This is a genomic window from Allorhizobium sp. DMC15 (assembly GCF_056314065.1).
On the sequence record NZ_JBQUZB010000001.1, the window covers coordinates 1,507,882 to 1,531,316 of the forward strand.

The following is a 23,435-nucleotide window of genomic DNA, read 5'->3' on the forward strand; positions in this document are numbered from 1 at the left end:
ATGAGCATTTTCGACAAGGCCAGGATTGCGATCCTGGAAGACAAGACGCTGTGGAAGGGCTGGAGCCACCTGCGCGGCATCAGCTTCGATTTCTTCCGTGAGGGCAGGGCACCGCACAGGCTCTCCTGGGAAGTCTTCGACCGCCGCAATGCCTCGGCCATTCTCCTGCACAATGTCGAGCGTGACACCGTGACCCTGGTCCGCCAGTTGCGCATCGCGGCGCATCTGAGCGGCGACCACCCCTATCTGCTCGAAGCGCCGGCCGGTTTTATCGATGACGGTGAAACCGCTTTGCAGGCGGCGCTGCGCGAAGCGCTCGAAGAGACCGGCTACAAGGTCGAAAAGGCCATACCCGCCTTTGCAGCCTTCATGTCGCCGGGGTCTGTCACCGAAAAACTCCACGGCTTCTACGCCACCGTCGCCGATGCCGACCGTGTTGCTGACGGTGGTGGCCTCGACGACGAAAAAGAGGATCTCGAAGTCGTCGAGTTGGCCTTTGTGGAAGCTCTCGACATGGTGGACGCCGGCGAGATCGTCGACGCCAAGACGATCATGCTGCTGCAGTGGGCGGCGTTGAGGCGAGAGCCTGTCGGCCCCTAGAAAACGCCTTTGACGCCGGCCGAGATTGTGAGCGACTGGTACTCGGCGGCCGCGGAATTCTCAGAGCTTCCCGTGGCGCCGCTCACCGTGTCGCGGACCTCTGTGTCGCCACGGGTCTTGAAGATCTTTTGGAAATCCCCGGCGACATAAAGGGCTGCTGATGGGATGATTTGATAATCCGCGCTGATCATTGCCGCCATCATGGGGGCTATGTTCATCTCCTCGACGAAATGCAGGTTCCGCATCCAGTGATCGTCGACATCTTTGTACCCGATGCTGGCGCCGCCGCGCAGCGTGCCGGAAAGTTTGAACTTCCCGATCTGTTGCTCGGCATTCGCGCTCAGGAAAAGGGTTGGAATACGCTGCTCGTAGGTGATGCCTTTTTCGCCATCGGCGAAGTTGCCGACCGTGTCATGCAGGGTCACATCCGTGTAGATGTAGCTGCCGCCGCGCGCCGTCCATTTGACATTCGTGTATCCGACACCGCCACCCAGCCCGAGCCGCGTCGAGCCGGTGTCGACCATGGCGCGGTCGGCTTCGATCAGCAGGTTCACGTAGCGGTCTAGTTTCGTGTCGTCGTGCAACGACTGGTCCGTCCACCCGGAGTAATTCGGGTCCATCCAGTCACGGTCTTCCATAAAGCCGTTGCCGCCCAGCCCGACATCGATCTGCCCCTTGATGCGCCAGCTGTACCCGAGCTCCATCGTCGCCCCGATGGTGCCCGTCTTCACACCCTTGCTCTCCCAGTCGAGCTGGCTGAGCTTGTGGTCGCCGTCGTAGACATATTCGCCGGCCTTGATGTTGGCGAGGCCGACGCCGGCGAAGTAGGTGACCTGACCGCTGCTGCCGGAAAAAGACCCGTCCTGAGCGGAGAGAGGAAAGGCGGAAATCAAAACACTTCCGAGGGTGAAGCCCAGCAAATTCTTTGACATATGCATAAATCCGACCGTAACGCTAAGTTGCGGAACGGTCGCATATTTATGGTTAAGAGTTTGCTACTGGTTGCTTCTGTGACTTTATTTCGCCGCACGTGGCCTCAGGCGCTGATCAGCCTCGCAGTAGGATCGGTGTCCGAGGACAACCGCTCGACGCTACCGTCCGCGCGCATCTTGACCTGTCCACCAGCGACCAGCTTCAGCGCCGCCGCATAGGTCTGGTGCTCGACGGTGAGAACCCGCGCCGCAAGCGTCTCTGCCGTGTCGTCGATCAACACCGGCACGACCGCCTGCGCGATGACCGGGCCTTCGTCCATGCCTTCGGTGACGAAATGCACCGTGCAGCCCGCGACCTTCATGCCGGCATCGATTGCCCGCTGATGCGTGTGCAGGCCGGGGAAGAGCGGCAGCAGGGACGGGTGGATGTTGAGGATCCGGCCCTCATGTGGGCGGATGAAGTCACCCGACAGCAGGCGCATATAACCGGCAAGACAGATCAGGTCCGGACCGATCTCGGCGAGTGCCGCGAGGATCGCCGCCTCGTGTTCGGCCTTCGATCCATAGGCCTTGCGTTCGAAAACGCGTGTCGGAATGCCGAGCGCCTGTGCCTTGGCAAGCCCGCCGGCCTGCGGCTTGTCGGAGAAGACCGCGACGATTTCGGCCGGGTAATCGGCCGCCTCTGAGGCCTTGGCCAGCGCCAGCATGTTCGACCCGCCGCCGGAGATGAAGGCGACGACGCGTTTGCGTGGTCCGCTCATAGGGCGAGCGTACCCTTGTACGTGACGCCATGCGCACCCTCTTCGCGGGCGATCATGCGGCCGAGACGGGCAACGGTCTCACCCTCGGCTTCCAGCACCTTGGTGACCTCGTCCACCTTCTCGGCGGAAACGACGACGATCATGCCGATGCCGCAGTTGAAGGTCCGCAGCATCTCGTTCTGGGCAACGCCGCCGGTCTTGGCGAGCCAGGAGAAGACGGCCGGAACCTGGAAGGAAGACAGATCGATTTCAGCCGCGAGATGCTTCGGCAGCACGCGCGGGATGTTCTCCGGGAAACCGCCGCCGGTGATATGGGCGAGCGCCTTCAGCGCCTTGGTTTCTTTGATCGCCTTCAGGAGCGGCTTCACATAGATCCGCGTTGGCGTCAGAAGGGCAGCACCCAGCGACTTGCCGTCGGCGAAGGGCGCAGGTGCATCCCAGGCGAGACCCGAGACTTCGACGATCTTGCGCACCAGCGAGAAACCGTTGGAATGCACACCCGAGGACGAGAGTCCGAGGATCACGTCACCTTCGGGAATGTCGCCGGCCGGCAGCAGTTCGCCGCGTTCCGCAGCGCCGACGGCAAAACCGGCGAGGTCATAGTCGCCCTTGGAGTACATGCCCGGCATTTCGGCGGTTTCGCCGCCGATCAGCGCGCAGCCGGCTTCAAGGCAGCCGGCGGCGATGCCCTGCACGATCGCCGCACCCTGGTCGGGGTCGAGCTTGCCGGTGGCGAAATAGTCGAGGAAGAGCAGGGGCTCGGCGCCCTGGACGACGAGATCGTTGACGCACATGGCGACGAGGTCGATGCCGACGGTGTCGTGGATATTGGCGTCGATGGCGATCTTCAGCTTGGTGCCTACGCCGTCATTGGCGGCCACCAGGATCGGATCCTTGAAGCCTGCGGCCTTGAGGTCAAAGAGGCCGCCGAAACCGCCGATCTCGCCATCCGCGCCGGGGCGGCGGGTCGACTTCACGGCCGGCTTGATCTTCTCGACCATCAGGTTGCCGGCATCGATGTCGACGCCCGCATCGCTATAGGTCAACCCGTTCTTGCCAGCCTGGCTCATGCCTGCCTCCGATCCTGAGAGAGTTTGGCTGGGCCATGGCATGAAGAGGCCCCCGATGCAAGCAGAGAGCCGGAAAAGCACACGATTTCCTACCCATTCTCGGCGCATACCCCCACATGGCGTGGTGGATTCGACCGCGCTCCTTGACCAAGCCTTTGCCGGTAACCTATCTCCTAGTGCGGCACCGCAGCATCCCGGGCGGGCTGGAAGACGACCGGTAACCTCGAGAGCGGAGACGGACATGGCTCGCTACATCAGTGCAATCGGCCTGCGCCGCCAGGTTTTGTTCTGGCTGCTGGCTCTCGCCTTCTTCGTCGCGTTTCTGATGCTCTTCTCGTCGGTTCTCTTGCCCTTCATCGCGGGCATGGCGCTGGCTTATTTCCTCGACCCGGTTGCTGACAGGCTCGAGCGTGTCGGCTTGAGCCGCCTCATGGCGACGATCCTCATTCTCGTCTCCTTCGTCGTCGTCTTCGTGCTCTCGCTGATGATCATCATTCCGGTCCTCGCAAGCCAGCTCAACGATTTCATCCAGCGCGTGCCGGGCTATGTGACCCAGCTGCAAAGCTTCATCGCCACCTCTAACGCGTCCTGGCTGCCGGATTGGGTCGATGGTCAGATGGGCACGATCAGGGAAAACTTCTCCCGCTATCTGAGCGAGGGCGTCGGTTTCATCGGCACCTTGATCGAGCAGATCTGGAACTCCGGCAAGGCGCTGCTCGACATCGCCTCCCTTCTGGTCGTCACCCCTGTCGTCGCTTTCTATCTTCTGCTCGACTGGGACCATATGATCGAGAAGGTCGACAGCTGGGTGCCGCGCAACCAGGTCGCGACCGTGCGCCAGCTCGCCACCGAACTCGACAACACGATCGCAGGCTTCGTGCGCGGCCAGGGTTCGCTCTGCCTGATCCTCGGCATCTTCTATGCGATCGCTTTGTCGGTCGCCGGCCTGAACTTCGGCCTGCTGATCGGCTTCTTCACCGGAATGATCAGCTTCATCCCCTATGTCGGCTCGACCGTGGGCCTGCTTCTGTCGCTCGGCGTCGCCCTTGTGCAATTCTGGCCAGATTTCATCTGGATCGGCGTCATCGCCGGCATCTTCTTCCTAGGCCAGTTCATCGAAGGCAACATCCTGCAGCCCAAACTGGTGGGCAAAAGCGTCGGCCTGCACCCGGTCTGGCTGATGTTTGCCCTCTTCGCCTTCGGCGCGCTCTTCGGCTTCGTCGGCGTCCTTGTCGCGGTGCCGGCAGCGGCTGCGGTTGGCGTGCTTGTTCGTTTTGCCATCTCGCGTTATCTTGAAAGCGATCTCTATTACGGAACGACGGTCGCGATTGCGCCTCCTTCCCCCACCGTGGCCGAGATCGCTCCCCCAAGCTCGAGAGACGTGCCAGAGGCATGAATGACTGACGCCAAGATGGCTCCCGAAAAACGCGGAGCCGCCGAACAATTGCCGCTCGCCTTCGAGCATGGGTCTGCGACCGGTCGGGATGACCTTCTCGTCTCCGAGCGCATGGCCGCAGCCGTGTCGATCGTTGATGCCTGGCCGGACTGGCCGGCGCCGGTGGTCATCCTCACGGGGCCGGAAGGCTCGGGAAAATCGCATCTGGCCCAGATTTTTCGGGATGTCAGCGGTGCGAAGGACATCGTCCTTCAGGCGGGCGAGGGGGCCTCTGAAGCGGCAGCGGACGGACCTGTGCTCTTCGAGGATGCCGATCGGCGCGGCTTCGACGAAGTCGAGCTCTTTCATGTCATCAACGCCGTGCGCCAGCATGGCACGACGCTTCTGATCACCTCCCGCAGTTTCCCCCCGTCCTGGAATGTTGCCCTTCCGGATCTGAAGTCGCGTCTGAAGGCCGCCACCGTCGTGGAGATCGGCGCCCCCGACGAGGAGCTCCTCGGCCAGCTGATCACCAAGCTCTTTGCCGATCGCCAGCTTTACATCGATGACAAGATTGTCGGCTATATCGTCAGCCGCATGGAGCGGTCCTTCGCGGCCGCCCAGACGGTGGTCGATCGAATGGACAAGCTCGCCCTGGCGCGCCGTGCCAAGATCAGCCGGGCTCTTGCGGCCGAGGTTCTGGAAATGCTCGAGGCGGCAGACGGGCGCGACTAGCTGTCACAGATCTGTCGTTAAATTGTTATACTCGGCATCACCGATAATGGAGGGGCGAATCATGGACAGCGCAGCACAGGGTACGGATGGCGAAACCGTGACGGAGGTGTCGTCCTCCGAGGAATTGCTGACCAGTCCGCTGCGCTTCATCAACAGGGAATTCTCCTGGCTGCAGTTCAACCGCCGCGTTCTGGAGGAAACGCTGAACACGGCACATCCGCTCTTGGAGCGGGTTCGTTTCCTGTCCATTTCCGCCGCCAACCTCGACGAATTCTTCATGGTCCGGGTCGCAGGTCTTGAGGGCCAGGTGCGCCAGAGCATTGCCATCAAGAGCCCGGACGGCAAGACGCCGGCCGAACAGCTCGACGACATCCTGAAGGAGATCGACAATCTTCAGATGGAGCAGCAGGCGTCGCTGGCTGTCCTGCAGCAGTATCTGGCCAACGAAGACATTCTCATCGTCCGTCCGGCCGCCCTGTCAGACGACGATCGCCGCTGGCTTGAAAACACCTTCGAGGATTCGATCTTCCCGGTGCTGACGCCACTGTCCATCGACCCGGCGCATCCCTTCCCCTTCATCCCCAATCTCGGCTTCTCCATGGGGCTACAGCTCTGCTCGAGCCGAACCGGCGAACCCATGACGGCGCTGCTGCGCCTGCCGCCCACCCTCGACCGCTTCATCCGACTGCAGGACATCGGCCAGACAATCCGCTTCATCACGCTGGAAGATGTCGTCGGCCTGTTCATCAACCGGCTCTATCCCGGTTACGAGGTCAAGGGCTTCGGAACTTTCCGGATTATCCGCGACAGCGATATCGAAGTCGAGGAAGAGGCGGAAGACCTGGTGCGCTTCTTCGAGACGGCCTTGAAACGCCGCCGCCGCGGCTCGGTGATCCGCATCGAGGTGGACTCGGAAATGCCGGTGGCCTTGCGCCAGTTCGTGGTGCACGAACTCAACGTTCCGGACAACCGCGTCGCGGTCCTGCCCGGATTGCTCGCGCTCAACACCATCTCGGAAATCTGCAAGGCCCCGCGCGACGATCTGCGCTTCGAGCCCTACAATGCCCGTTTCCCCGAGCGCGTGCGCGACCATGCCGGCGACTGCCTGGCGGCGATCCGCGAAAAGGACATGATCGTCCACCACCCCTATGAGAGTTTCGACGTCGTCGTGCAGTTCCTGCTGCAGGCCGCCCGCGACCCCGACGTATTGGCGATCAAGCAGACGCTCTACCGCACCTCGAATGATAGCCCGATCGTCCGCGCGCTGATCGATGCCGCCGAGGCGGGCAAGTCGGTAACCGCGCTGGTGGAGCTGAAGGCCCGTTTCGACGAAGAGGCGAACATCCGCTGGGCGCGCGACCTGGAGCGCGCTGGCGTGCAGGTCGTCTTCGGCTTCATCGAACTGAAGACCCACGCGAAGATGTCGATGGTCGTACGCCGCGAAGACGGCAAGCTCAGGACCTACTGCCATCTCGGCACCGGCAACTATCACCCGGTCACGGCGAAGATCTACACCGACCTGTCCTTCTTCACCTGCAACCCGAAGATCGCCCATGACATGGCGAATGTCTTCAATTTCATCACCGGCTACGGCGAGCCGGAAGAGGGTATGAAGCTGGCGGTCTCGCCCTACACGCTGCGCCCGCGCATCCTGCGCCACATCAACGAGGAGATCGAGCACGCCAAGGCCGGCCGGCCCGCGCAGATCTGGATGAAGATGAACTCCCTTGTCGACCCCGAGATCATCGATGCGCTTTATGCCGCAAGCCAGGCCGGCGTGGAGATCGATCTCGTCATCCGCGGCATCTGCTGCCTGCGCCCACGCGTGGCGGGCCTCTCGGACAACATCCGGGTCAAGTCGATCGTCGGCCGCTTCCTGGAACACAGCCGCATCTTCTGCTTCGGCAACGGCCATCGCCTGCCGTCCGACAAGGCGCTCGTCTATATCGGCTCGGCCGACATGATGCCGCGCAACCTCGACCGCCGCGTCGAGACTCTGGTGCCGCTGATCAACCCGACGGTGCATGAGCAGGTGCTGTCACAGATCATGCTGGGCAACCTGATTGACAACCAGCAGAGCTACGAGATATTGGCCGACGGAACGTCACGCCGCATCGAGGTGCGACAGGGTGAGGAACCTTTCAACGCCCAGCACTATTTCATGACCAATCCCAGCCTGTCGGGCCGGGGTGAAGCCTTGAAGTCGAGTGCACCGAAACTGATCGCCGGCCTGATTTCCGGTAGGAAACGCTAACACTGGTACCTCATGACAAGATCTGAAGCGCAGGGGCGCCTTCCCGGTATTGCCCCTGTCTCCGTCGTCGACATCGGCTCGAACTCGATCCGCCTTGTGATCTATGAGGGACTGTCGCGCGCCCCGACGGTCTTGTTCAACGAGAAGGTGCTTTGCGGTCTCGGCAAGGGGGTCGCAACGACCGGCCGCATGGACGAGCAGGGCGTTGAGCGGGCGCTGGCCGCCCTGCGGCGCTTCCGGGCGCTGTCCGAACAGGCGCAGGCGACACGCATGTATGTGCTTGCCACCGCAGCCGCACGCGAGGCTTCCAATGGCCCCGATTTCATCTCACGCGCGGAGGAAATCCTCGGCCACGAGATCATCGTCCTGACCGGCGAGGAGGAGGCGAAGTACTCCGCGCTCGGCATCATCAGCGGCTTTCACGATGCTGACGGCATCGCCGGGGATCTCGGCGGCGGCTCGCTCGAACTGATCGATATCAGCGGCAAGACCTTCGGCAAAGGCATCACCCTGCCGCTCGGGGGGCTGCGCCTCTCGGAAGCCGTGGACGGATCCCTGCCCAAGGCCCGGGCCATGGCCAAGAAGCTGCTCCTGGGAGCAAAATTTCTCTCCAAGGGACAGGGGCGTACCTTCTACGCCGTCGGCGGAACCTGGCGCAACATCGCCAAGTTGCACATGGAGATCCGCAGATATCCGCTGCACATGATGCAGGGCTACGAGCTGCCCTATGACGAGATCGCCTTTTTCCTCGATGAGATCATCTCTGGTGCCAACGCCCGTGATCCTGCCTGGGCCTCGATCTCGAAGAACCGTCGCAACCTAATCCCCTTTGGTGCGATTGCGCTGCGCGAGGTGATCGAGGTCATGCGGCCGAAAAGCGTCTGCTTCTCGGCCCAGGGTGTGCGCGAAGGCTACCTCTATTCGCTGCTCCTGGAAGAGGAGCAGGCCCTCGACCCGCTGCTGGAAGCGGCCGACGAACTGGCCATCCTGCGCGCTCGCTCGCCCGAACACGCCCGCGAACTGGCCGACTGGACCGGTCGCATGATGCCGTTCTTCGATATCGAGGAAACGGAAGAGGAAAGTCGCTACCGCCAGGCCGCCTGCCTGCTCGCCGACATCAGCTGGCGCGCCCATCCGGATTATCGCGGGCTGCAGGCGCTGAACGTGATTGCCCACTCCTCCTTCGTCGGCATCACCCATCCCGGACGCGCCTTCATCGCGCTCACCAACTACTATCGCTTCGAAGGCCTGCATGACGACGGTCAGACCGGCCCTCTCGCGGCAATCGCCACCGAGCGCTTGCTCGACCGGGCAAAGCTCGTCGGCGGCATGCTGCGCGTCGTTTATCTCTTCTCGGCTTCCATGCCCGGCATCGTGAACGATCTGACCTTCCGCCGCTCCGACAATCCCGAGCTCGATCTCGAATTCGTCGTGCCCAAGGCCCACGAGGTCTTCGCCGGGGAACGCCTGGACGGTCGCCTGACGCAACTCGCCAAGTTGACGGGCAAGCGGCTTGCCTTTGTGTTCGAGTAGCGTTTCGCCGTTCGTTTTTTCGCCAAGCGTCTCCCATCCAAAAAAAGCCGTCGCCAAATTCGATTGTTCGACTTACTCTGCCACTTATGCGGGTGGTGGAGGGGTGTCATGACATTTGTTTTGACGGCATCAGATTGGCGGGCCCTGTTTCCCAAGGCGCCAGAGCCTGTCATCGTAGCGTTTGCACAGGACCCAGACTCGCTTGCGAGGGCCGGGATTACGGAGACGAGAACGAGGCTTGCCTACGCGCTCGCCAATGTCGAGCATGAATGCGGCGGGTTCGCCATACCGGGCCTGATCGAGAACATCAGGTACACGGCCGAGCGCATGGCCACGGTCTGGCCCAACCGCTTCCAGTCGGCTGACGATGTCAGAAACAGATTTGGCACGAAGCCCGGCTGGCAAAAGAAGGCCTTCGACGAGATCTATGGCGACCGAATGGGGAACCGTCCGGGCACGAGCGACGGTTCTACCTATATCGGGCGTGGCGGGCCACAGGTCACCGGTCGCGACGGCTACAAGGAAGTGGGAAAACGCTGCGGCTTAGACCTAGTGAACAATCCGGATATGGCTTGTGAGGCACAGGTTCAACCTGCCCTCCTGTCCGCATTCTGGTCGTGGAAGAACCTGAACAAGTATGCCGACGCTGGCGACTTCATCGGCTGTGTGAAGGCCTGGAACGGTGGGACCAATGGGCTGGCCGACCGGAAAGCGCACCTCGCGGCCAACGATCCGATTATCGGCCGGCTGAAGAGCGTTGCAGCTCTCTTGCCGAAACTCGAAAACATCGCCTGACGGACCCTCGGAAGCGAGCGCCCGGTTTTTCCGAGCGCTCGCGTGATAAAGATAGGCGTTACTTCGCCGCGAGGAAATCACCGACTTCCAGCAGGACGAACTCGCTGTCATCTGCCTTGTCGAGCGCACGACCGGCCGAAAACGGCAGGTTGTTGTCATTGCCGACAATGATGTGGGTCGGATCGACGACGTCGACATTCTCAATGGTGACGAAGGGCATGTCGTAAAAACCCTCGCCGCCGCCCTGGCGCTTCTTGTTGTCGGGGTCCTCGATCTTCATCAGGTCGATATAGCCGATCTTGCGCACCGCCTTGCCGGCGTTCTCTTGCGTCATCTCGATCTTGTAGATGCGCTTGTGTTTGGCCGGAACGGCAAAGCAGTCGGCCGCCGGCGCCTTCGGATCGGCGCAGGCTTGTGTCGCCACGCCCGCACCATTGTCGCGCTCGATCACGAGCGCCGTCGTCTCGTCGATCATGTTGAAATCGCCGATCGCTTCGCCGCCTTCGGAAAGCGGATAAAGCCAGGTCTTGCCGGTCCAGGCCTTGGAGGCGGCGTCGAGTTCGATGATGCGCAGTGCGGTGAGGCCATCGGCCTTTTCGACAGAGCCGTCTTCGAGATAAAGCGGGCCTTCCAGCAGGCCATAGAGCTTCGTGCCGTCCCTGGACATGGCGAGGCCCTCATAGCCGCCGGAGCGTTTGAGGTTGAAGGCCGGCATCTTGGCGGCCGGATTGGCCGGGACGACGATGGTCGGATTGTCGGGCGATTTCACGTCGATCTCGCCGGCCTTGGTCGCGATGACGTCGGTTAGCACGCCCTCGGTCGAGAACTTCAGGATGTAGGGACCGAGTTCTTCGCCGACCCAGAAACCATCCGCGACCGGCTGGATTGATTCGACGTCGAAATCCGCCCCGGTCAGATAACGCTTGTCCGAGCCTTCCATGGTGATCGGGAAGGGTGCCTTCTTGTCGGGATCGGTGAGGAACAGGGTCTTTTCGACCTTTACCGTGCCGGCATCCCAGTCGAAGGTCAGGTGATGCAGCATCAGCATGGCATCGGTGGAATTCGTCTTCGAACCGAAGCCGTTGTCCGACAGGCTCCAGAAGCTGCCGTCGGGCATGGCCTTGATGCCGGAGAAACCCTGCAGCGGCTGACCGTCGAAGGGCAGCGAAAGGCCGGTCAGGCGAACGCCGTCCTTGCCGGGCACGCTGCCGAGCGCGTCCGCACGCTTGCGGTCAGCGGTCGAGAACTTGCCGGAGGTCTTGAGATAGGCCGGCGCATCGGCCGGAGCGGCGATGATGGTGTTCGCCGGCAGGATGGCCTGATTCACCAGCTTGGCCGGAAAGGCCTTCTCCTCGGCCGAGGCCTGGGAGACGAAGAGAACGAAGAGGGCAGCAGACGTCAGAAGAGCTTTGGTCATGGCGTCACCTTGTTGGGAAGGAGGAAACGCCAGAGTGCTATTCAGGCTTCATGTCGCACCGATTGCGATCAGGTGAAATTTCAATGACTGTGAATGCCCGGCTGACCTGTGGTGAGCGAAAGCCATCGCCCGGGAGTAATGCCATAGGATGCCTTGAAGTGTCGGGTCAGGTGGCTCTGGTCGGCAAAGCCGACCTCGGCTGCAGTTTCCGCAAGCGGTACACCCTTCAGCATCAGCCGTTTCGCGTTCTCTAGGCGACGCATGATCTGATACCGATGTGGGCTTGTACCGGTCGCCAGGCGAAACTGCCGCGCCAGAGAATAGCGGTTGAGGTCGGTAACGGCCTCGAGCTCTTCCGACCAGATGATCTTGCTGACATTGTCCCGCAAATAGGCCCGCGCGGCGCGCACCGCTCGTTCGGCCCTTGGTCCGATCTTCTGCTGGGCACCGGCATTCCGACCGAGGCCATCGGCGATCCGCGCCATCAGGTCCGCATAGGCAAGGTCGCAGATCGGGGTGTCGAGGTCAGCCAGTGCCTCCCCAAGCGCCTGCGCCAGACGGGCATCATCCAAAACAGGCTCTGAGACGAAGGGCAGCGAGACTGCGCCTTCCTGGCTGGCTGCCTGGACCTGTTCGGGCGGCACATACATCATCCGATAGCGCAGTCCCGCATCTGTTCCAGCACTCCCGTCATGAATTTCGTCCGGATGCAGCACGATGACATTTCCCGGCAGGCTGAAACGGGAGGCCCCGCGATAGGAAAAGGTCTGGACGCCGCTCAGGGTCAGGCCGAGCGCATAGGTATCGTGCCGGTGCGGCGAGAAGCGGTTCCCGTAAAACCGAGCCTCGATGCGTTCGATGCCGTGGCTGTCCTCGGAGGTCACCAGCGTGTCGTCGGTGCTGCACGAACGTTCAAGACGCTGACCTCCCGTGGCTGCTAGCCCGGTTTCAGTTTTCGTCCAGCCCGCCATGGAGTGCTTCATGTTCGACACCAAAATCGTCATCGTCCTCAGAGAGGATCTGCTCATCTGGCAGAAACTCAATGTTACCGCTTTTTTGGTCAGCGGCATCGTCGGCGCGAACACAAGCTTGATCGGCGAGCCATATCGCGATGCCGCCGGACATGTTTACAACGCCCTCTGCATCCAGCCAATGGTGGTGTTGTCTTGCGACCGGGAAACGCTCAGGACGATCCATCGTCGCGCCCTGGAGCGTGAGGTGAAGGCATCACTCTATGTCGAGGAGATGTTCTCGACCGGCAATGACATCGACAACCGTGCGGTGTTCGCCCAGTTCGATCCTGAGACGGCCCTTGTTGTAGGTCTTGCGCTCCGCGCCGAGAGGAAGATCGCAGACAAGATCACCAAGGGCGCAAAGATGCATTCGTGAGTGAAAAGGGATGCTCAGAGCCATACTGGCAAGGTACCGCGATCCTCGCCCGTGACGGCAGCCTCGACACAGGCCGCAAGACTGCCGAAACGCATGGCCCGTCCGGTGAGGCCCGGGCCGTAATGGGCATATTTGCCGGAATTGGTCATGATGACCTCAGCATCGACGGGGATGACAGGCTCGGTCACCATGCACCAGCAGGTGTCGTTCACGAGGGTGACACCAAAGGCGGTGAGCACGGCGACATCGCCCGAAGCCTCCGCCTTCGCCATCTCCGCGCGCCCGCAGGTGACGACCAGTGGCACGTGCGGAGCCCGTGTCTTGTTCCGACAGAGCGCGGCAAGTGCGGCCAGTTCGGTGGCAGAAAAATGCGGATTTCCGAGCGATACAAGCTGTACCGGGCCGGCCTCTGCGCCGTTCAGCTCTTGCCAGGCCCGCAGCAGGTCCTGGTGGGTGAGTGAGATGGTCGGAAGGTCGAGGCCTGCGAATGAATTGGGCTCAAGTGCCTCCGGCGTGACGCCGGCGATGTGGAACATCGGCGCCGCCGAGGTGGTGGCAAACGCTGCGCCGAAGGCTTTCAGGGCATCCGTATCAGGGCGGTGCCCGGACACCCCCTCGACCAGCGGAATGGCATCGGGCGAAACGGTCCCGATCAGATAGCCGATGAGCGGCCAGAGACTGTCATCGGCGCCCTCAAGCGGTGGCACGGTGACCCGGACCTGCGGTGCGCGCTCCTCCGGCAGATGACAGCCCGCCTTGGGTGCCCGGCCCGTCAGCGCGATCGCGATGTCGAGATAGTCAGGATATTTCATCGTCCGTGCGCCGAGCACGCTGTTGGCATAGACGACGGCATTCGATTCCGCCCAGACGATCTGCTCGTCGCGCGCGGGCCGGTCGTCGAGCAGATAGGGCGCGCAGGTGAAGGTGGCTTGTGCCCCCATCGCCACATAGGCATCTGCCACAGCCGCTGCCGGACGCCCGAGCGCTTCCGGAACACCCTGCGCCTGCCAGCGCCGGTGATCGACCGAAATCGCATTCAGCGTCGTCGGCACCACGACGCGACCGCCGAGATCGCGGAGCTTCTCTGCGAAGGCGAGGCCGCCAGGACCTGTATAGATGCAGCCGTCGATATGGGCGCGGGTGATGTCGATGAGTTCCGTCGCGCCCTCGAGCGCCGCCATCCGCAGCACGATCCGCATGGCAACGGCAGCCGCTTCGCCTCGCTCGCCTGCGAGAATGGCCTGGTCCTGATCCGTGAGTGCGATGTCCGAACCAATCCCTGCAACGGCATCGCTGATCCGGAGCCGCCTGGCTGTCTTCAATGCGGCAAATGTCTCTTTGCCGACCGCAATCACCGGAATTGAACGCCCGAACACCTCCTCCGCGACGATGACGCCGAGCGTGATGATTGCCTCGGGATGTTCGAGCACGATCGCGGCAGGCCCTTTTCCGTTGAGGATCAGTTCAAGGATCACGCCGCTGCCGGTACAGGAGCCTCGGCTTGTCGGCAGTGCCAGTACGCGGCCGGTCAACCGTTCGCCGCTCAAGGGGTGATGCCGGTCGATGATCTCGCCGGTTACGGCATCCGCACCGCCCCAGAAGCTGAGCGCGGTATCGGTGTACAACACCTCGCCCTCGGCGGAGCCTGAGACGAGCACGCGTCCACTGATGTCGACGGTGTCATGGAGGCTGCTCATCATTCCGTCTCCGAAAGCGCCAGGACCGCAAAACTCGCCAGCCAGTGTTCACCCATATAGTCGCCAGCCACATGCGCGATCCCGGCTTGGAGATGCTCATACGCTGCCTCGATCATCACGGGTCGGCGCGGGTCCGTGCAGGGCAGCGTGCTGGCGAGCGATGACCAGCACCAAGCGCGACTGAGGCTCAGGCCATCGAGATGAGCAATCTTGCCATCCGAGCGATCGGAAACGGAGGCGGGCGTAAACAGCGTGCGCGGCTGGCTGGCTGCGATGTCAGGCAGGAAACCATCAAACCAGCGGGCGAACTCGGTGGCGGGCAGAAGCCGGCGCATGCATTCCGCCTCGATCAGAGCCGGCGACAGGAAGTCGTCCCCCGAGGGTTCTCCCCAGGCGGGGCAGGCGGTGTCAGCGCCGTACCAGCGTTGCGCCGTGGCGCGCAGCAGTTCAAAGAGGGCTTCGTCTCCGACGGTCTCGGCATAGTCGGCGGCAAGCCTCAGCGCAAAGGCGGTATTGTAATGCGTGCCGACGCGAACCGGATAGGTGGCAAGCGGCAAAAAATCCCGGAAACGCCGGACGATGCGCTCCGTCAGCGGCGACAGCGCCTCGCCCCATCGCGCCTCCTCATGGGCGTGCAACTCGGCGGCAAGCTTCAGCAACCAGCCCCAGCCATAGGGGCGCTCGTAACCGCGCGCCATCGGCCGGTCGAAATAGGCGCATTCCCCGGCTACCCTGTCGGGCACCAGCATCGTGGCGAAGAGATCACGGATCGCCTGCGCCTCCGGGATCTCGGGATGGAGGCGCAAGAGCAGCGCCAACATCCAGTAGCCATGCACGCAGGAATGCCAGTCGTAGCTACCGTAAAAGACCGGATGAAGCTCGGACGGCGTCTTCGCATCCTCCGGCCCTTCGAGCCCATGCAGGATATGATTGGGATATTCGCGGGTGACGTGGCCGAGGGCGATTGTCGCAAGGCGAGAGGCAAACTCGGATGTCAGCCGCGTGGTCATCCCTTATCTCCCAACTCGAGCCGGTCGCCCCAGTCGGCCCGGCGGATCTCCTTGAAGGCCTCGCCGTCGCGTTTGCTGAGCGTCAGCTCGGCAGCCGTGCCATCGGTGCGACAGAGCTTGACCCGCCCGACACCGCCATTGACGCGCGGCGGAGCGAGCACCCGGTCGCCGACGAGTGACACAGGCTCCCGGGACGCGGCGATGAAGATATACTTCTCATCCTCCCACGGCACTTCGGCGCCCTTGGCCATCCGGTGCACGCGTGAGCGCGCCACTCGCCGTGAGAAGTGGCACCAGTCCGGAGCCACGATCGGACAGTCGTCAGAATGCATGCAGGGGGCGACAAGATGGGCGCCGAGGGATCGGAGCTTATCTCTAACTGTGAGAATGCGCTGCCAGCCGGCCGGTGTGCCCGGCTCGATGATGACCAGCATGCCCTTGGTCAGCGCCCAAAGCTTTTCCGTGACGGCTGCGATGGTCGTCGGCGGCAACTCGTCCAGGACATAGGCAAGCGTCACGAGGTCAGCCGCAGCGAGCGCCGGGATCTTCCCCGTCACGTCACCCGCCTGCCAGTGGCTTTTCACGCTGCCGGAGGAGGCGAGTTTTTCGCCGACGCTGCGGATTGCGCCACTCGCTTCCACCATCTCGGCAGATGCCAGACTGCCCCACGTATTCGCCGCCGCCCAGAGGGCGGTGCCGGGGCCGCAGCCGAGATCGATCAGTGTCTCCGGCTGAAAGTCCGGTGCCGCATCCTCGACCATGGCCAGTGCCGCGCGAACGGCGGCAAAAGTGGCGGGAAGGCGGGTCGCGAGATAGGCCTTGGCGGCCAGCGCATCATCGATGTGAAACCGCCCGTCGCGCACCTCGCGCCGATAGCGATCCGAGAGAATGGCGCTCGCCTTGGCAAGCCGTTCCAAGGGCTCGCCAGAGAGCATCTGGTCGACGGCTAAGCGGAGAGGGGCGGGAAGTTCCATGGGGTGTCCTCAGCCGCGCCGTGCCGCCCATTCGGGGCGGAGGATGGACATGAGAAAGAAATCCGAACGGCTGCCATCCGGCAGCAGCGCCGCCTCGCGCAACACGCCTTCCTGGATGAAGCCGACCTTGCGATAGACGGACTGCGCTCTCAAGTTGCCGCTCACCACATCGAGCCAGAGGCGATGGGCATTGGTCTCGCGGAAGGCAAAGTCGACGGCGCCGGCGAGCAGCGGCGTGCCCACGCCCTTTTCCGGGCTGGAGACCGCGATGCGCTTGACGCAGGCATTGCCATCGCGCCGGTTGAGATCCATCAGAATGACGAAGCCGAGCGCCGAACCTTCGGCAGTCTCGCCGATCAGATAGGCGAAAGCCGGGTCAGCGAGCTGCGCAACGTGCTCTTCGAGACTGTAACGCCCGATAAATTGGTCGTAGCCCGGCTTGCGCTCGGTCTCCATGATGAACGGGATGTCGGCCTCCGTCGCACGGCGCAGGGATAGCGCCGGCACGGATCAGAACTCCACCGCTTCGACGCGCTTGTCGACGAAGCGCAGGCCGACCCCGCCGGAAATCAGCTTTAGCGCGAGGTCCCCGAACAGGTCCTTGCGCCAGCCCTGAAGAGCTGCAACGTCCGCCTTGTCGCCTTCGGCCGCGATCTTTTCCAGGTCGTCGCTGTTCGCGATGACCTTGGCGGCCACACCGTGCTTTTCCGATGTGAGACGGAGCAGAACCTTCAGGAGTTCGACGGCCGATTGCGTGCCCTCGGGCGCATGCGTGTGGCGCTGCAGGTGCGGCATCTCCGATTTCGGCAGGGCGAGGGCGGTGTTCACCTGCTCGATGATCGCCGCGCCTGAACTCGAGCGTTCCCACCCCTTGGGAATGGTGCGCAGGCGCCCGAGTGCCTCCACATCCTTCGGTTGCTGCTGGGCGATTTCGTAAATCGCGTCGTCCTTCAGCACGCGCGAACGCGGCACGTTGCGCGAGCGAGCCTCGCGCTCGCGCCATGCGGTGACATATTGCATGACGGCAAGTTCGGTCGGCTTGCGCAGCCGCATCTTCAGCCGCTGCCAGGCCTGATCGGGATGCAGGTCATAGGTGTCGCGCGACTCCAGGATGGCCATCTCTTCGGTCAGCCACCCGGCGCGGCCTTCGGCTTCCAGCTGCTTTTTGAGCTTCAGATAGACGTCGCGCAGATGGGTGACATCGGCCAGCGCATAATCGAGCTGCTTTTCGGAGAGCGGACGGCGGCTCCAGTCGGTGAAGCGTGAGGTCTTGTCGATATGGACGTTCTTCACCTTCTGCACGAGCTGGTCGTAGGAAACCGAGTCGCCGAAGCCGCAGACCATGGCCGCAACCTGCGTATCGAAGATCGGATGCGGGATCAGATCGCCGAGATGGAAGATGATTTCGATATCCTGGCGGGCCGCATGGAAGACCTTCACGACAGCCGGATTTGCCATCAGTTCGAAGAAGGGCTTGAGATCCAGGCCCTTGGCCAGGGGGTCGACAATGTATTCATGCTCCGGGCTCGCCATCTGGATCAGGCAGAGTTCCGGCCAGAAGGTCGTTTCGCGGAGGAATTCCGTGTCGATCGTGATGAAATCGGATTGGGCGAGGAGGCGGCAGGCCTCTTCGAGCGCGGCAGTTGTATCGATCATTTCGGCTCGGTCATGGAAAACTAAACGATCAACCTTAGTTTCCCTTCTCGCCCGCGATGTCAATATGAATGGTCCCGAAACACGGTCCGCAGCCACGTTCGAGGACGCCTCCCGCTAATCCTCGGCATGCCCGCTTCGAAGGGCCGCGATGTTCTGGCTGTGGACGGCCTCGTAGGGCGCGAAGTAGGTGAGCGTCCCCGCCGCAAGTTCCGGCGCTATGAAAGTGGCGAGACTTTCTTCGAGAAGGGCCGGATCATCGATCCGTGAAAGGAGCCGCGTCAGATAATCGCGCGTCGCCCAAATCAGCGACGGCGCATAGCCGCCGGACGCGATCACCTGTTCGTCGCCGTGATTGGGCAGGATGCGGGCAAAGTCAAGCTTGGCCAGACGTTCAAGTTCGGCAATGTGCCGCGTCGTGTTCGGCGGCTCCGAGATGTAGGTGACGCTGTCTTCCAACGTGTCGCCAGCCAGCAGCACGCCGAGATGCGGCAGCAGGAGAACGGTCCCGTCGGCACTGTGAATGTCGAACTGCATCAAGGTGACCGTAACGTCACCGACCTGAAGCACCATCTCGCCCTCGAAGGTTTCTGTCGGCATGACGACCGGGTTGATCGGCGGATCCTTCTGCGCAAGCGACTTACGCTTCTCGATCAGCGTGTCGCGGGTCAGCTTGTTCGACAGGATTGGACAATCGATGAAACCGGCATTGCCGGCCACGTGATCGGTGTGCCAGTGGCTGAGCACGACCTGGATCCGGCGGACCCCGAGCCCGGTGAGGTGACTACGGATGGCGCGCGCATGGTCGAAGGAGATATGTGTGTCGTAGACCAGCGCGTCTGTCCCGGAGACGATTGCATAACTCGCAATGCCGAGGCTGTAGGCACCGTCATCCAGCCAGTTCGGTTTTGTTGAATACAGCCGCTTTCCCTCAATGCGTCCGTCGTAATAGGCAAACAACCCCGGATAGGGCTCGTGGATGCGCATTGTCTCGGCAAGGTTCATGCTTAGGTCACCCGGAAATAGCCGGTCATGCCGGTCTTTTGGTGTTCGATGATGTGGCAGTGGAAGACCCAGTCACCCGGATTGTCCGCCACGAGCGCAAGCTGGACCTTCTCGTCCGGCAGCACAAGATAGGTGTCGGAAACCTGCTGTTGGACTGTCTGCTTGTTCGACGTGACAGCCTTGAAATTCATGCCGTGCAGATGGATCGGATGGGCATGCGGCGTCACGTTCTCGACATTCAGGAGATAGCTCTGTCCGAGCTTCAACTCGGCGATCGGCGCCGTCGGATCCGGCGTGTCGCCCGGATAGGGCACCTTGTTGATCGCCCAGAACGAGTAGCCGAGCGTCCCGCAAATGGAATCCTTTGCGGCATTTTCCGCCGTCGCGCTCAGCAGAAGCGGGATCGGTGTGGCATTCGCGAGGTCTGCCTCGACGCCGGCATTTTCGGCAAGCGGCCCGAGATCGCCGAGATTGCGCTTCAGCGACGCACCGACTGCGCGGAACTGCGCAACCACTTTCGGCGTCGACGGCCGGATGTCCTCAAGTGAGACCATGGCGCCTTCGCTGTCGGGAACGCGAAGCGCAAGGTCCAGCCGCTGCCCCGGAGAGACGATGGCCATGTCCAGAGCGGCGCGGCTTGGCACCGGATGACCATCGACGGCGATGATTTGCGCCTCTGCCCCCTGTAGCCGCAGATTGAAGATGCGCGTCACATCCGAGGCGAGGATGCGCAGCCGCACCAGTCCGCCGGCCGGCACGTCATAAACCGGTTCCGGCTGCCAGTTGGCCGTGCGCACGGTGCCGAACGTGCCGGTCTTGGCCGCATCGCGTGGCTTGAACTGGGCGATGAACTGGCTGTCGCTGCCGAGGCGGAAGTCGCGCAGGTTGAGCGCCACTTCACCATCGAAAGTCGGATCGGCGTCATCCTCGACCACAAGCATGCCGGCAAGGCCTCTGCCCATCTGGGTCAGCGTGTTGCAATGCGGATGGTACCAATAGGTGCCCGCATCCGGTGGCGTGAAGGCATAGTCGAAGCGGTCGCCGGGATAGACGTATGGCTGGGTGACGAAGGGCACGCCGTCCTGCGCGTTGGGAATGCGCAATCCGTGCCAGTGGATGGTCGTCGGTTCGTCGAGCCGGTTTGTCAGTCTCGCCGCAAAGGGCTTTCCGCGCTGCATGCGCAGCACCGGCGGCGAGGGGGCTGACGACGGTGCGCTGGCGAGACCATAGCTCATCACATTTCGGGTTGCCGCCTTCCCATCCAGCGTCGCCTCGATGATCCGCGCTTCGATGTCGAGCGGCGTGGGAGCGGCAAGCGCCTGGGAGAGACGCGGCAGGATGGCGACGCCGGCGCCATAGGCGCCCGCCACGGCTGCGGATTTGAGCAAGGTTCTGCGGGACAGGTTCAACACGAGAAAGGCTCCGTTATTGTCCCGGTTTTAAAGTTGAGACCGCCATTCATCAATAGCGCCGGCGTGACCATCCTGTCGCAGGTGGCTGCCATTCAGCCACCGTCCTTTTCCGACGGTGGTGTCGCAAGCTTGCTGAAGAAAGTCGATGTGCGCAGCAGGCTGCGGAAGCGCATGCGGCGCCGTTCGGCAGGCACCGCGCCGCGGGCAAAGATCCGCGCCACCGTATAGGCAACGAAGAAGGTCAGGACGACGATCATGTAGGCGAAAAGGGCATGCGGGCCGAAGGCATCGATCAGGAACGAGGCAAACAGCGGTCCGATGACGGCGCCGACAGACCAGAAGAACAGGGTCCCTGCGGAAATCAACGCGTGCTGGCCGGGCGCCGCATGGTCATTGGCATGGGCCGAGCACAGCGAATAGAGCGGCATGGCGAAGGCCCCGAAGGCGAAGATGCCGATGAAATTGGCGAGTTCCCCGTTGCCGGCAAAGAAGGCGAGATAGGTGCAGGCAAGCAGCGCCCCGAGTGTCGACACCAGAATGATCATGCGCCGGTCGAGCTTGTCGGAGTAATGGCCGAGCGGATATTGCAGAACGATCCCGGCGAAGATGCCGACGCTCATGAAGGTGGCGATCGCGGTCACCGACATGCCGATGCCGTCGGCATAGATCGGCCCGAGCGAGCGGAAGCTGGAATTGGTGAGCCCGATCACGATGCAGCCGACAGTCGCCAGAGGCGAGACGGACCAGAGCACCCGGATATCGAACTTGACGTCCTCCGGCGGTGCCGGGCTGGAGCGATCGGCAAAGGAGATCGGCACCAGCGAGAGCGTCAGGGCCATGGAAATGATGGCGAAGAGGTCGAAGCCGCTGACGCCGAAGAGCGGGATGAGATATTGTGCCGCCGTCACCGAGCCGAGATCGACGAAGCGATAAACGGAAAGGGTCCGCGCCCGGGTTGCATTGGTGACGCGGGCATTGAGCCAGCTTTCAACCACCGCGAAAAGGCCGGCGAAACAGATGCCCTGTATCAGCCGCATCAGGAACCACGAGATCGGATCGATCACCAGGACCATGACGATCGACGCCGCTGACGCGATGGCCGCGAGCGCGGAGAAAGTACGGATATGGCCGATCGCGCGCATGATCTTGGTGACATAGACGCAGCCGATGACAAAGCCGATGAAATAGCCGGTACCGACGATGCCGACGACGGAGGCGCTGAAGCCTTCCTCGATGCCGCGCAGCGAAATGAAGGTTCCCTGCAACCCGTTGCCGCCGATCAGAATGCCGGCAGTGACGAGAAGGGGAATGAGCGGGCGGATGTCATGCATGAGAAAGGCCTGCAGGCCGCGGCGGGCGGGGGATGTGAGTCGGTGCCGCGTCAGGCTGGAATTACTAGCCCCGTTTGGCCGGCGGCGACAGGCCAAATCGATCGCCTGCCGCCGACAATCCGGATTTGGCCATCAGAGAAAGGGCTGCCCCTGCACGGCCTGAAAAAAGGTGGCAATGACGATGGCAAGCGAAACGGCTGCGCCGATCAGCATGCCGGGTCTGGCGAAGGTGGGGGCGAGACGGTCGAGTGCAAGCCCCAGGATCGGCAGCGCCTGCATGATATGGGTGGCGAAAAAATGCGGCACACGCAGATCCCCGCCGGTCCGCGACCAGCCAAGGAGGGGCAGGCCGCCGAGATCGGTCCTGACACCGCCGACCCAATGGCCGGGACCATCGATCTCGCCGCTTCCCAGCGCAAAGGCTGTGATGAGGGTCGCCACGCTGCCGAGAACGAGCCCCCAGCCGGCGCCGAGCCGCAAGCCGGCAGGCGCATCCGGACGTGGACGCCGCAGGATATAAAGCCCGATGGCGAGGCTCGACAGCACGAGCAAAGCCGCACCGGCACCCATCACGCTATAGGCCATCGCTTCGAAAGGCGTGCTGATGTTGAAATGAGAGGCCCGCCCGCGCGCCGCCTGCAGCGTGATGTAGAGAATTTCGCCGCTTGCCGTGATCACGGCAGTCAGGCTTGCGAGCCAGACGCCGCGCCCGGCCCGCGTCCTCAACTCGATGAGCGGCAGCAGCAAAAGCAGCGTGACCAGCATCAGGGTGAGCGAAGCCTGGAATTTCAGCGGCTTGATCCAGACGCTGATGTCGTTGAGCACGCGCTCGTCGATCAAAAGCGCGATCAGGCTGGGAAGGGAAAGCGCTACCTGCAGCCCGATGCCGAGGATCAGCAGGCGGCGTGTCCTGTCTTCCAAAGCCTGGACGTCCTGCGAAGAGACGGGCGAAATGCTGTCATTGAAGAGCATGGTCATCGGTCAGACCTTTCGGAACGTCAGCGCCGCCTCTGTGGCGCGGGTGAGATAAAACAGCAAAAGGCCGAGCGGCCCGAACATGAAGGTCGCGACCAGCGGGGGCGCCTGCAGCACGCGGTTCCAGCCGCGCTTGTCGGCCTCGACGGCAATAAAGGTGCCGATGAAGAGATCGAAGGCGAGGTAATGCACCCAGCCGGCGACGAGCACCGGATCGCTCATGAAGAGTGCGCGCACTTCCGCAATCGAGCCGAAACCGCCGCCCTCGACGCGGAAGAAATAGACGAAGACAAGCACGGCATAGGTCAGCGACAGCGCCCCGATTAGACCCAGGCGGATGAAGGCGATCAGCGCGCCCCAGCGCGGCGCGAGGATCAACAGCAGCCAGCCGGCCATGGCGGTGCTGCTGGCGAGTGAAAACACTGTTGCGGCGGACATGTTGACCTCATCTTGACGGTGACAAGATAAGCATGCGGCTAAACTTGGCAATGTCAAGATTGATTTTGACGGCGGGTTG

At 62.5% G+C, this 23,435-nt stretch carries 22 protein-coding genes; 7 read left to right on the forward strand and 15 right to left on the reverse strand.

Going from position 1 to position 23,435, the window contains the following annotated elements; all coding sequences use genetic code 11:
* On the forward strand, positions 1-600 hold the full coding sequence (locus ACT53S_RS07450) for an NUDIX domain-containing protein (protein ID WP_476066471.1): 600 nt from the start codon (positions 1-3) through the stop codon (positions 598-600).
* Here the strand turns inward: ACT53S_RS07450 and ACT53S_RS07455 are convergent.
* The 3 genes from ACT53S_RS07455 to purM all read right to left on the reverse strand — a co-directional run bounded on the left by ACT53S_RS07455 (position 597) and on the right by purM (position 3,363).
* Complete coding sequence (locus tag ACT53S_RS07455; RefSeq protein ID WP_476066472.1) at positions 597-1,520, reverse strand: omptin family outer membrane protease; 924 nt, start codon at positions 1,518-1,520, stop codon at positions 597-599. The two genes, ACT53S_RS07450 and ACT53S_RS07455, sit on opposite strands and share 4 nt — an antisense overlap.
* Before the next feature lie 116 nt (positions 1,521-1,636).
* Positions 1,637-2,293, reverse strand: a complete 657-nt coding sequence (purN, locus tag ACT53S_RS07460; protein WP_476066473.1) for a phosphoribosylglycinamide formyltransferase — start codon at positions 2,291-2,293, stop codon at positions 1,637-1,639.
* Positions 2,290-3,363 (reverse strand): phosphoribosylformylglycinamidine cyclo-ligase, encoded by a 1,074-nt coding sequence (gene purM, locus ACT53S_RS07465; protein WP_476066474.1) that lies wholly within the window; start codon positions 3,361-3,363, stop codon positions 2,290-2,292. Before purM ends, purN begins: the two co-directional genes overlap by 4 nt.
* A gap of 241 nt (positions 3,364-3,604) precedes the next feature.
* On the opposite strand from purM, the gene ACT53S_RS07470 reads away from it, so the two are divergent.
* The 5 genes from ACT53S_RS07470 to ACT53S_RS07490 all read left to right on the forward strand — a co-directional run bounded on the left by ACT53S_RS07470 (position 3,605) and on the right by ACT53S_RS07490 (position 10,055).
* The gene (locus ACT53S_RS07470) at positions 3,605-4,759 is read left to right on the forward strand and encodes an AI-2E family transporter (protein WP_476066475.1); all 1,155 of its coding nucleotides are present in this window, start codon (positions 3,605-3,607) and stop codon (positions 4,757-4,759) included.
* Positions 4,760-5,473, forward strand: coding sequence for a DnaA regulatory inactivator HdaA (hdaA, locus tag ACT53S_RS07475; RefSeq protein ID WP_476066476.1), 714 nt, complete (start codon positions 4,760-4,762; stop codon positions 5,471-5,473).
* A gap of 61 nt (positions 5,474-5,534) precedes the next feature.
* Positions 5,535-7,727, forward strand: coding sequence for an RNA degradosome polyphosphate kinase (locus tag ACT53S_RS07480; RefSeq protein WP_142069666.1), 2,193 nt, complete (start codon positions 5,535-5,537; stop codon positions 7,725-7,727).
* Positions 7,728-7,739: 12 nt separating this feature from the next.
* Complete coding sequence (gene ppx, locus ACT53S_RS07485) at positions 7,740-9,260, forward strand: exopolyphosphatase (RefSeq protein ID WP_113378095.1); 1,521 nt, start codon at positions 7,740-7,742, stop codon at positions 9,258-9,260.
* Positions 9,261-9,368: 108 nt separating this feature from the next.
* Entirely contained in the window at positions 9,369-10,055 is a 687-nt protein-coding gene (locus ACT53S_RS07490) for a glycoside hydrolase family 19 protein (RefSeq protein WP_476066477.1), read from the forward strand.
* 58 nt (positions 10,056-10,113) lie between these two features.
* On the opposite strand, the gene ACT53S_RS07495 is transcribed toward ACT53S_RS07490, so the two are convergent.
* Positions 10,114-11,472 (reverse strand): esterase-like activity of phytase family protein, encoded by a 1,359-nt coding sequence (locus ACT53S_RS07495; protein WP_476066478.1) that lies wholly within the window; start codon positions 11,470-11,472, stop codon positions 10,114-10,116.
* Positions 11,473-11,552: 80 nt separating this feature from the next.
* Entirely contained in the window at positions 11,553-12,455 is a 903-nt protein-coding gene (locus ACT53S_RS07500) for an AraC family transcriptional regulator (protein WP_476066479.1), read from the reverse strand.
* Between ACT53S_RS07500 and ACT53S_RS07505 the strand changes: the two genes are divergently transcribed.
* The gene (locus ACT53S_RS07505) at positions 12,454-12,861 is read left to right on the forward strand and encodes a DUF2000 family protein (RefSeq protein WP_476066480.1); all 408 of its coding nucleotides are present in this window, start codon (positions 12,454-12,456) and stop codon (positions 12,859-12,861) included. The two genes, ACT53S_RS07500 and ACT53S_RS07505, sit on opposite strands and share 2 nt — an antisense overlap.
* Before the next feature lie 14 nt (positions 12,862-12,875).
* Here the strand turns inward: ACT53S_RS07505 and lhpI are convergent, their stop codons facing one another.
* The 10 genes from lhpI to ACT53S_RS07555 form a co-directional block, all read right to left on the reverse strand.
* A complete protein-coding gene (gene lhpI / locus ACT53S_RS07510; protein ID WP_476066481.1) occupies positions 12,876-14,558 on the reverse strand; it encodes a cis-3-hydroxy-L-proline dehydratase in 1,683 nt (560 codons plus the stop codon).
* Positions 14,558-15,568, reverse strand: coding sequence for a DUF2891 domain-containing protein (locus tag ACT53S_RS07515; protein WP_476066482.1), 1,011 nt, complete (start codon positions 15,566-15,568; stop codon positions 14,558-14,560). The genes lhpI and ACT53S_RS07515 overlap by 1 nt, the downstream gene beginning before the upstream one ends.
* Positions 15,565-16,542 carry a small ribosomal subunit Rsm22 family protein gene (locus ACT53S_RS07520; protein WP_476066483.1) on the reverse strand — a complete coding sequence of 326 codons (978 nt, stop codon included), beginning with the start codon at positions 16,540-16,542 and terminating at the stop codon, positions 15,565-15,567. Before ACT53S_RS07520 ends, ACT53S_RS07515 begins: the two co-directional genes overlap by 4 nt.
* A gap of 9 nt (positions 16,543-16,551) precedes the next feature.
* Positions 16,552-17,049, reverse strand: coding sequence for a GNAT family N-acetyltransferase (locus ACT53S_RS07525; protein WP_476066484.1), 498 nt, complete (start codon positions 17,047-17,049; stop codon positions 16,552-16,554).
* Between the two features lie 3 nt (positions 17,050-17,052).
* On the reverse strand, positions 17,053-18,198 hold the full coding sequence (gene rnd, locus ACT53S_RS07530; RefSeq protein WP_476066485.1) for a ribonuclease D: 1,146 nt from the start codon (positions 18,196-18,198) through the stop codon (positions 17,053-17,055).
* A gap of 114 nt (positions 18,199-18,312) precedes the next feature.
* A complete protein-coding gene (locus ACT53S_RS07535) occupies positions 18,313-19,200 on the reverse strand; it encodes an MBL fold metallo-hydrolase (RefSeq protein ID WP_476066486.1) in 888 nt (295 codons plus the stop codon).
* A gap of 2 nt (positions 19,201-19,202) precedes the next feature.
* A complete protein-coding gene (locus ACT53S_RS07540) occupies positions 19,203-20,612 on the reverse strand; it encodes a multicopper oxidase family protein (protein ID WP_142069648.1) in 1,410 nt (469 codons plus the stop codon).
* A 92-nt stretch (positions 20,613-20,704) separates the two neighbouring features.
* Positions 20,705-21,943 carry an MFS transporter gene (locus tag ACT53S_RS07545; protein ID WP_476066487.1) on the reverse strand — a complete coding sequence of 413 codons (1,239 nt, stop codon included), beginning with the start codon at positions 21,941-21,943 and terminating at the stop codon, positions 20,705-20,707.
* Between the two features lie 132 nt (positions 21,944-22,075).
* Positions 22,076-22,921, reverse strand: coding sequence for a hypothetical protein (locus ACT53S_RS07550; protein WP_476066488.1), 846 nt, complete (start codon positions 22,919-22,921; stop codon positions 22,076-22,078).
* Between the two features lie 3 nt (positions 22,922-22,924).
* Positions 22,925-23,356 (reverse strand): ABA4-like family protein, encoded by a 432-nt coding sequence (locus ACT53S_RS07555; RefSeq protein ID WP_476066489.1) that lies wholly within the window; start codon positions 23,354-23,356, stop codon positions 22,925-22,927.
* Positions 23,357-23,435 lie beyond the last annotated feature (79 nt).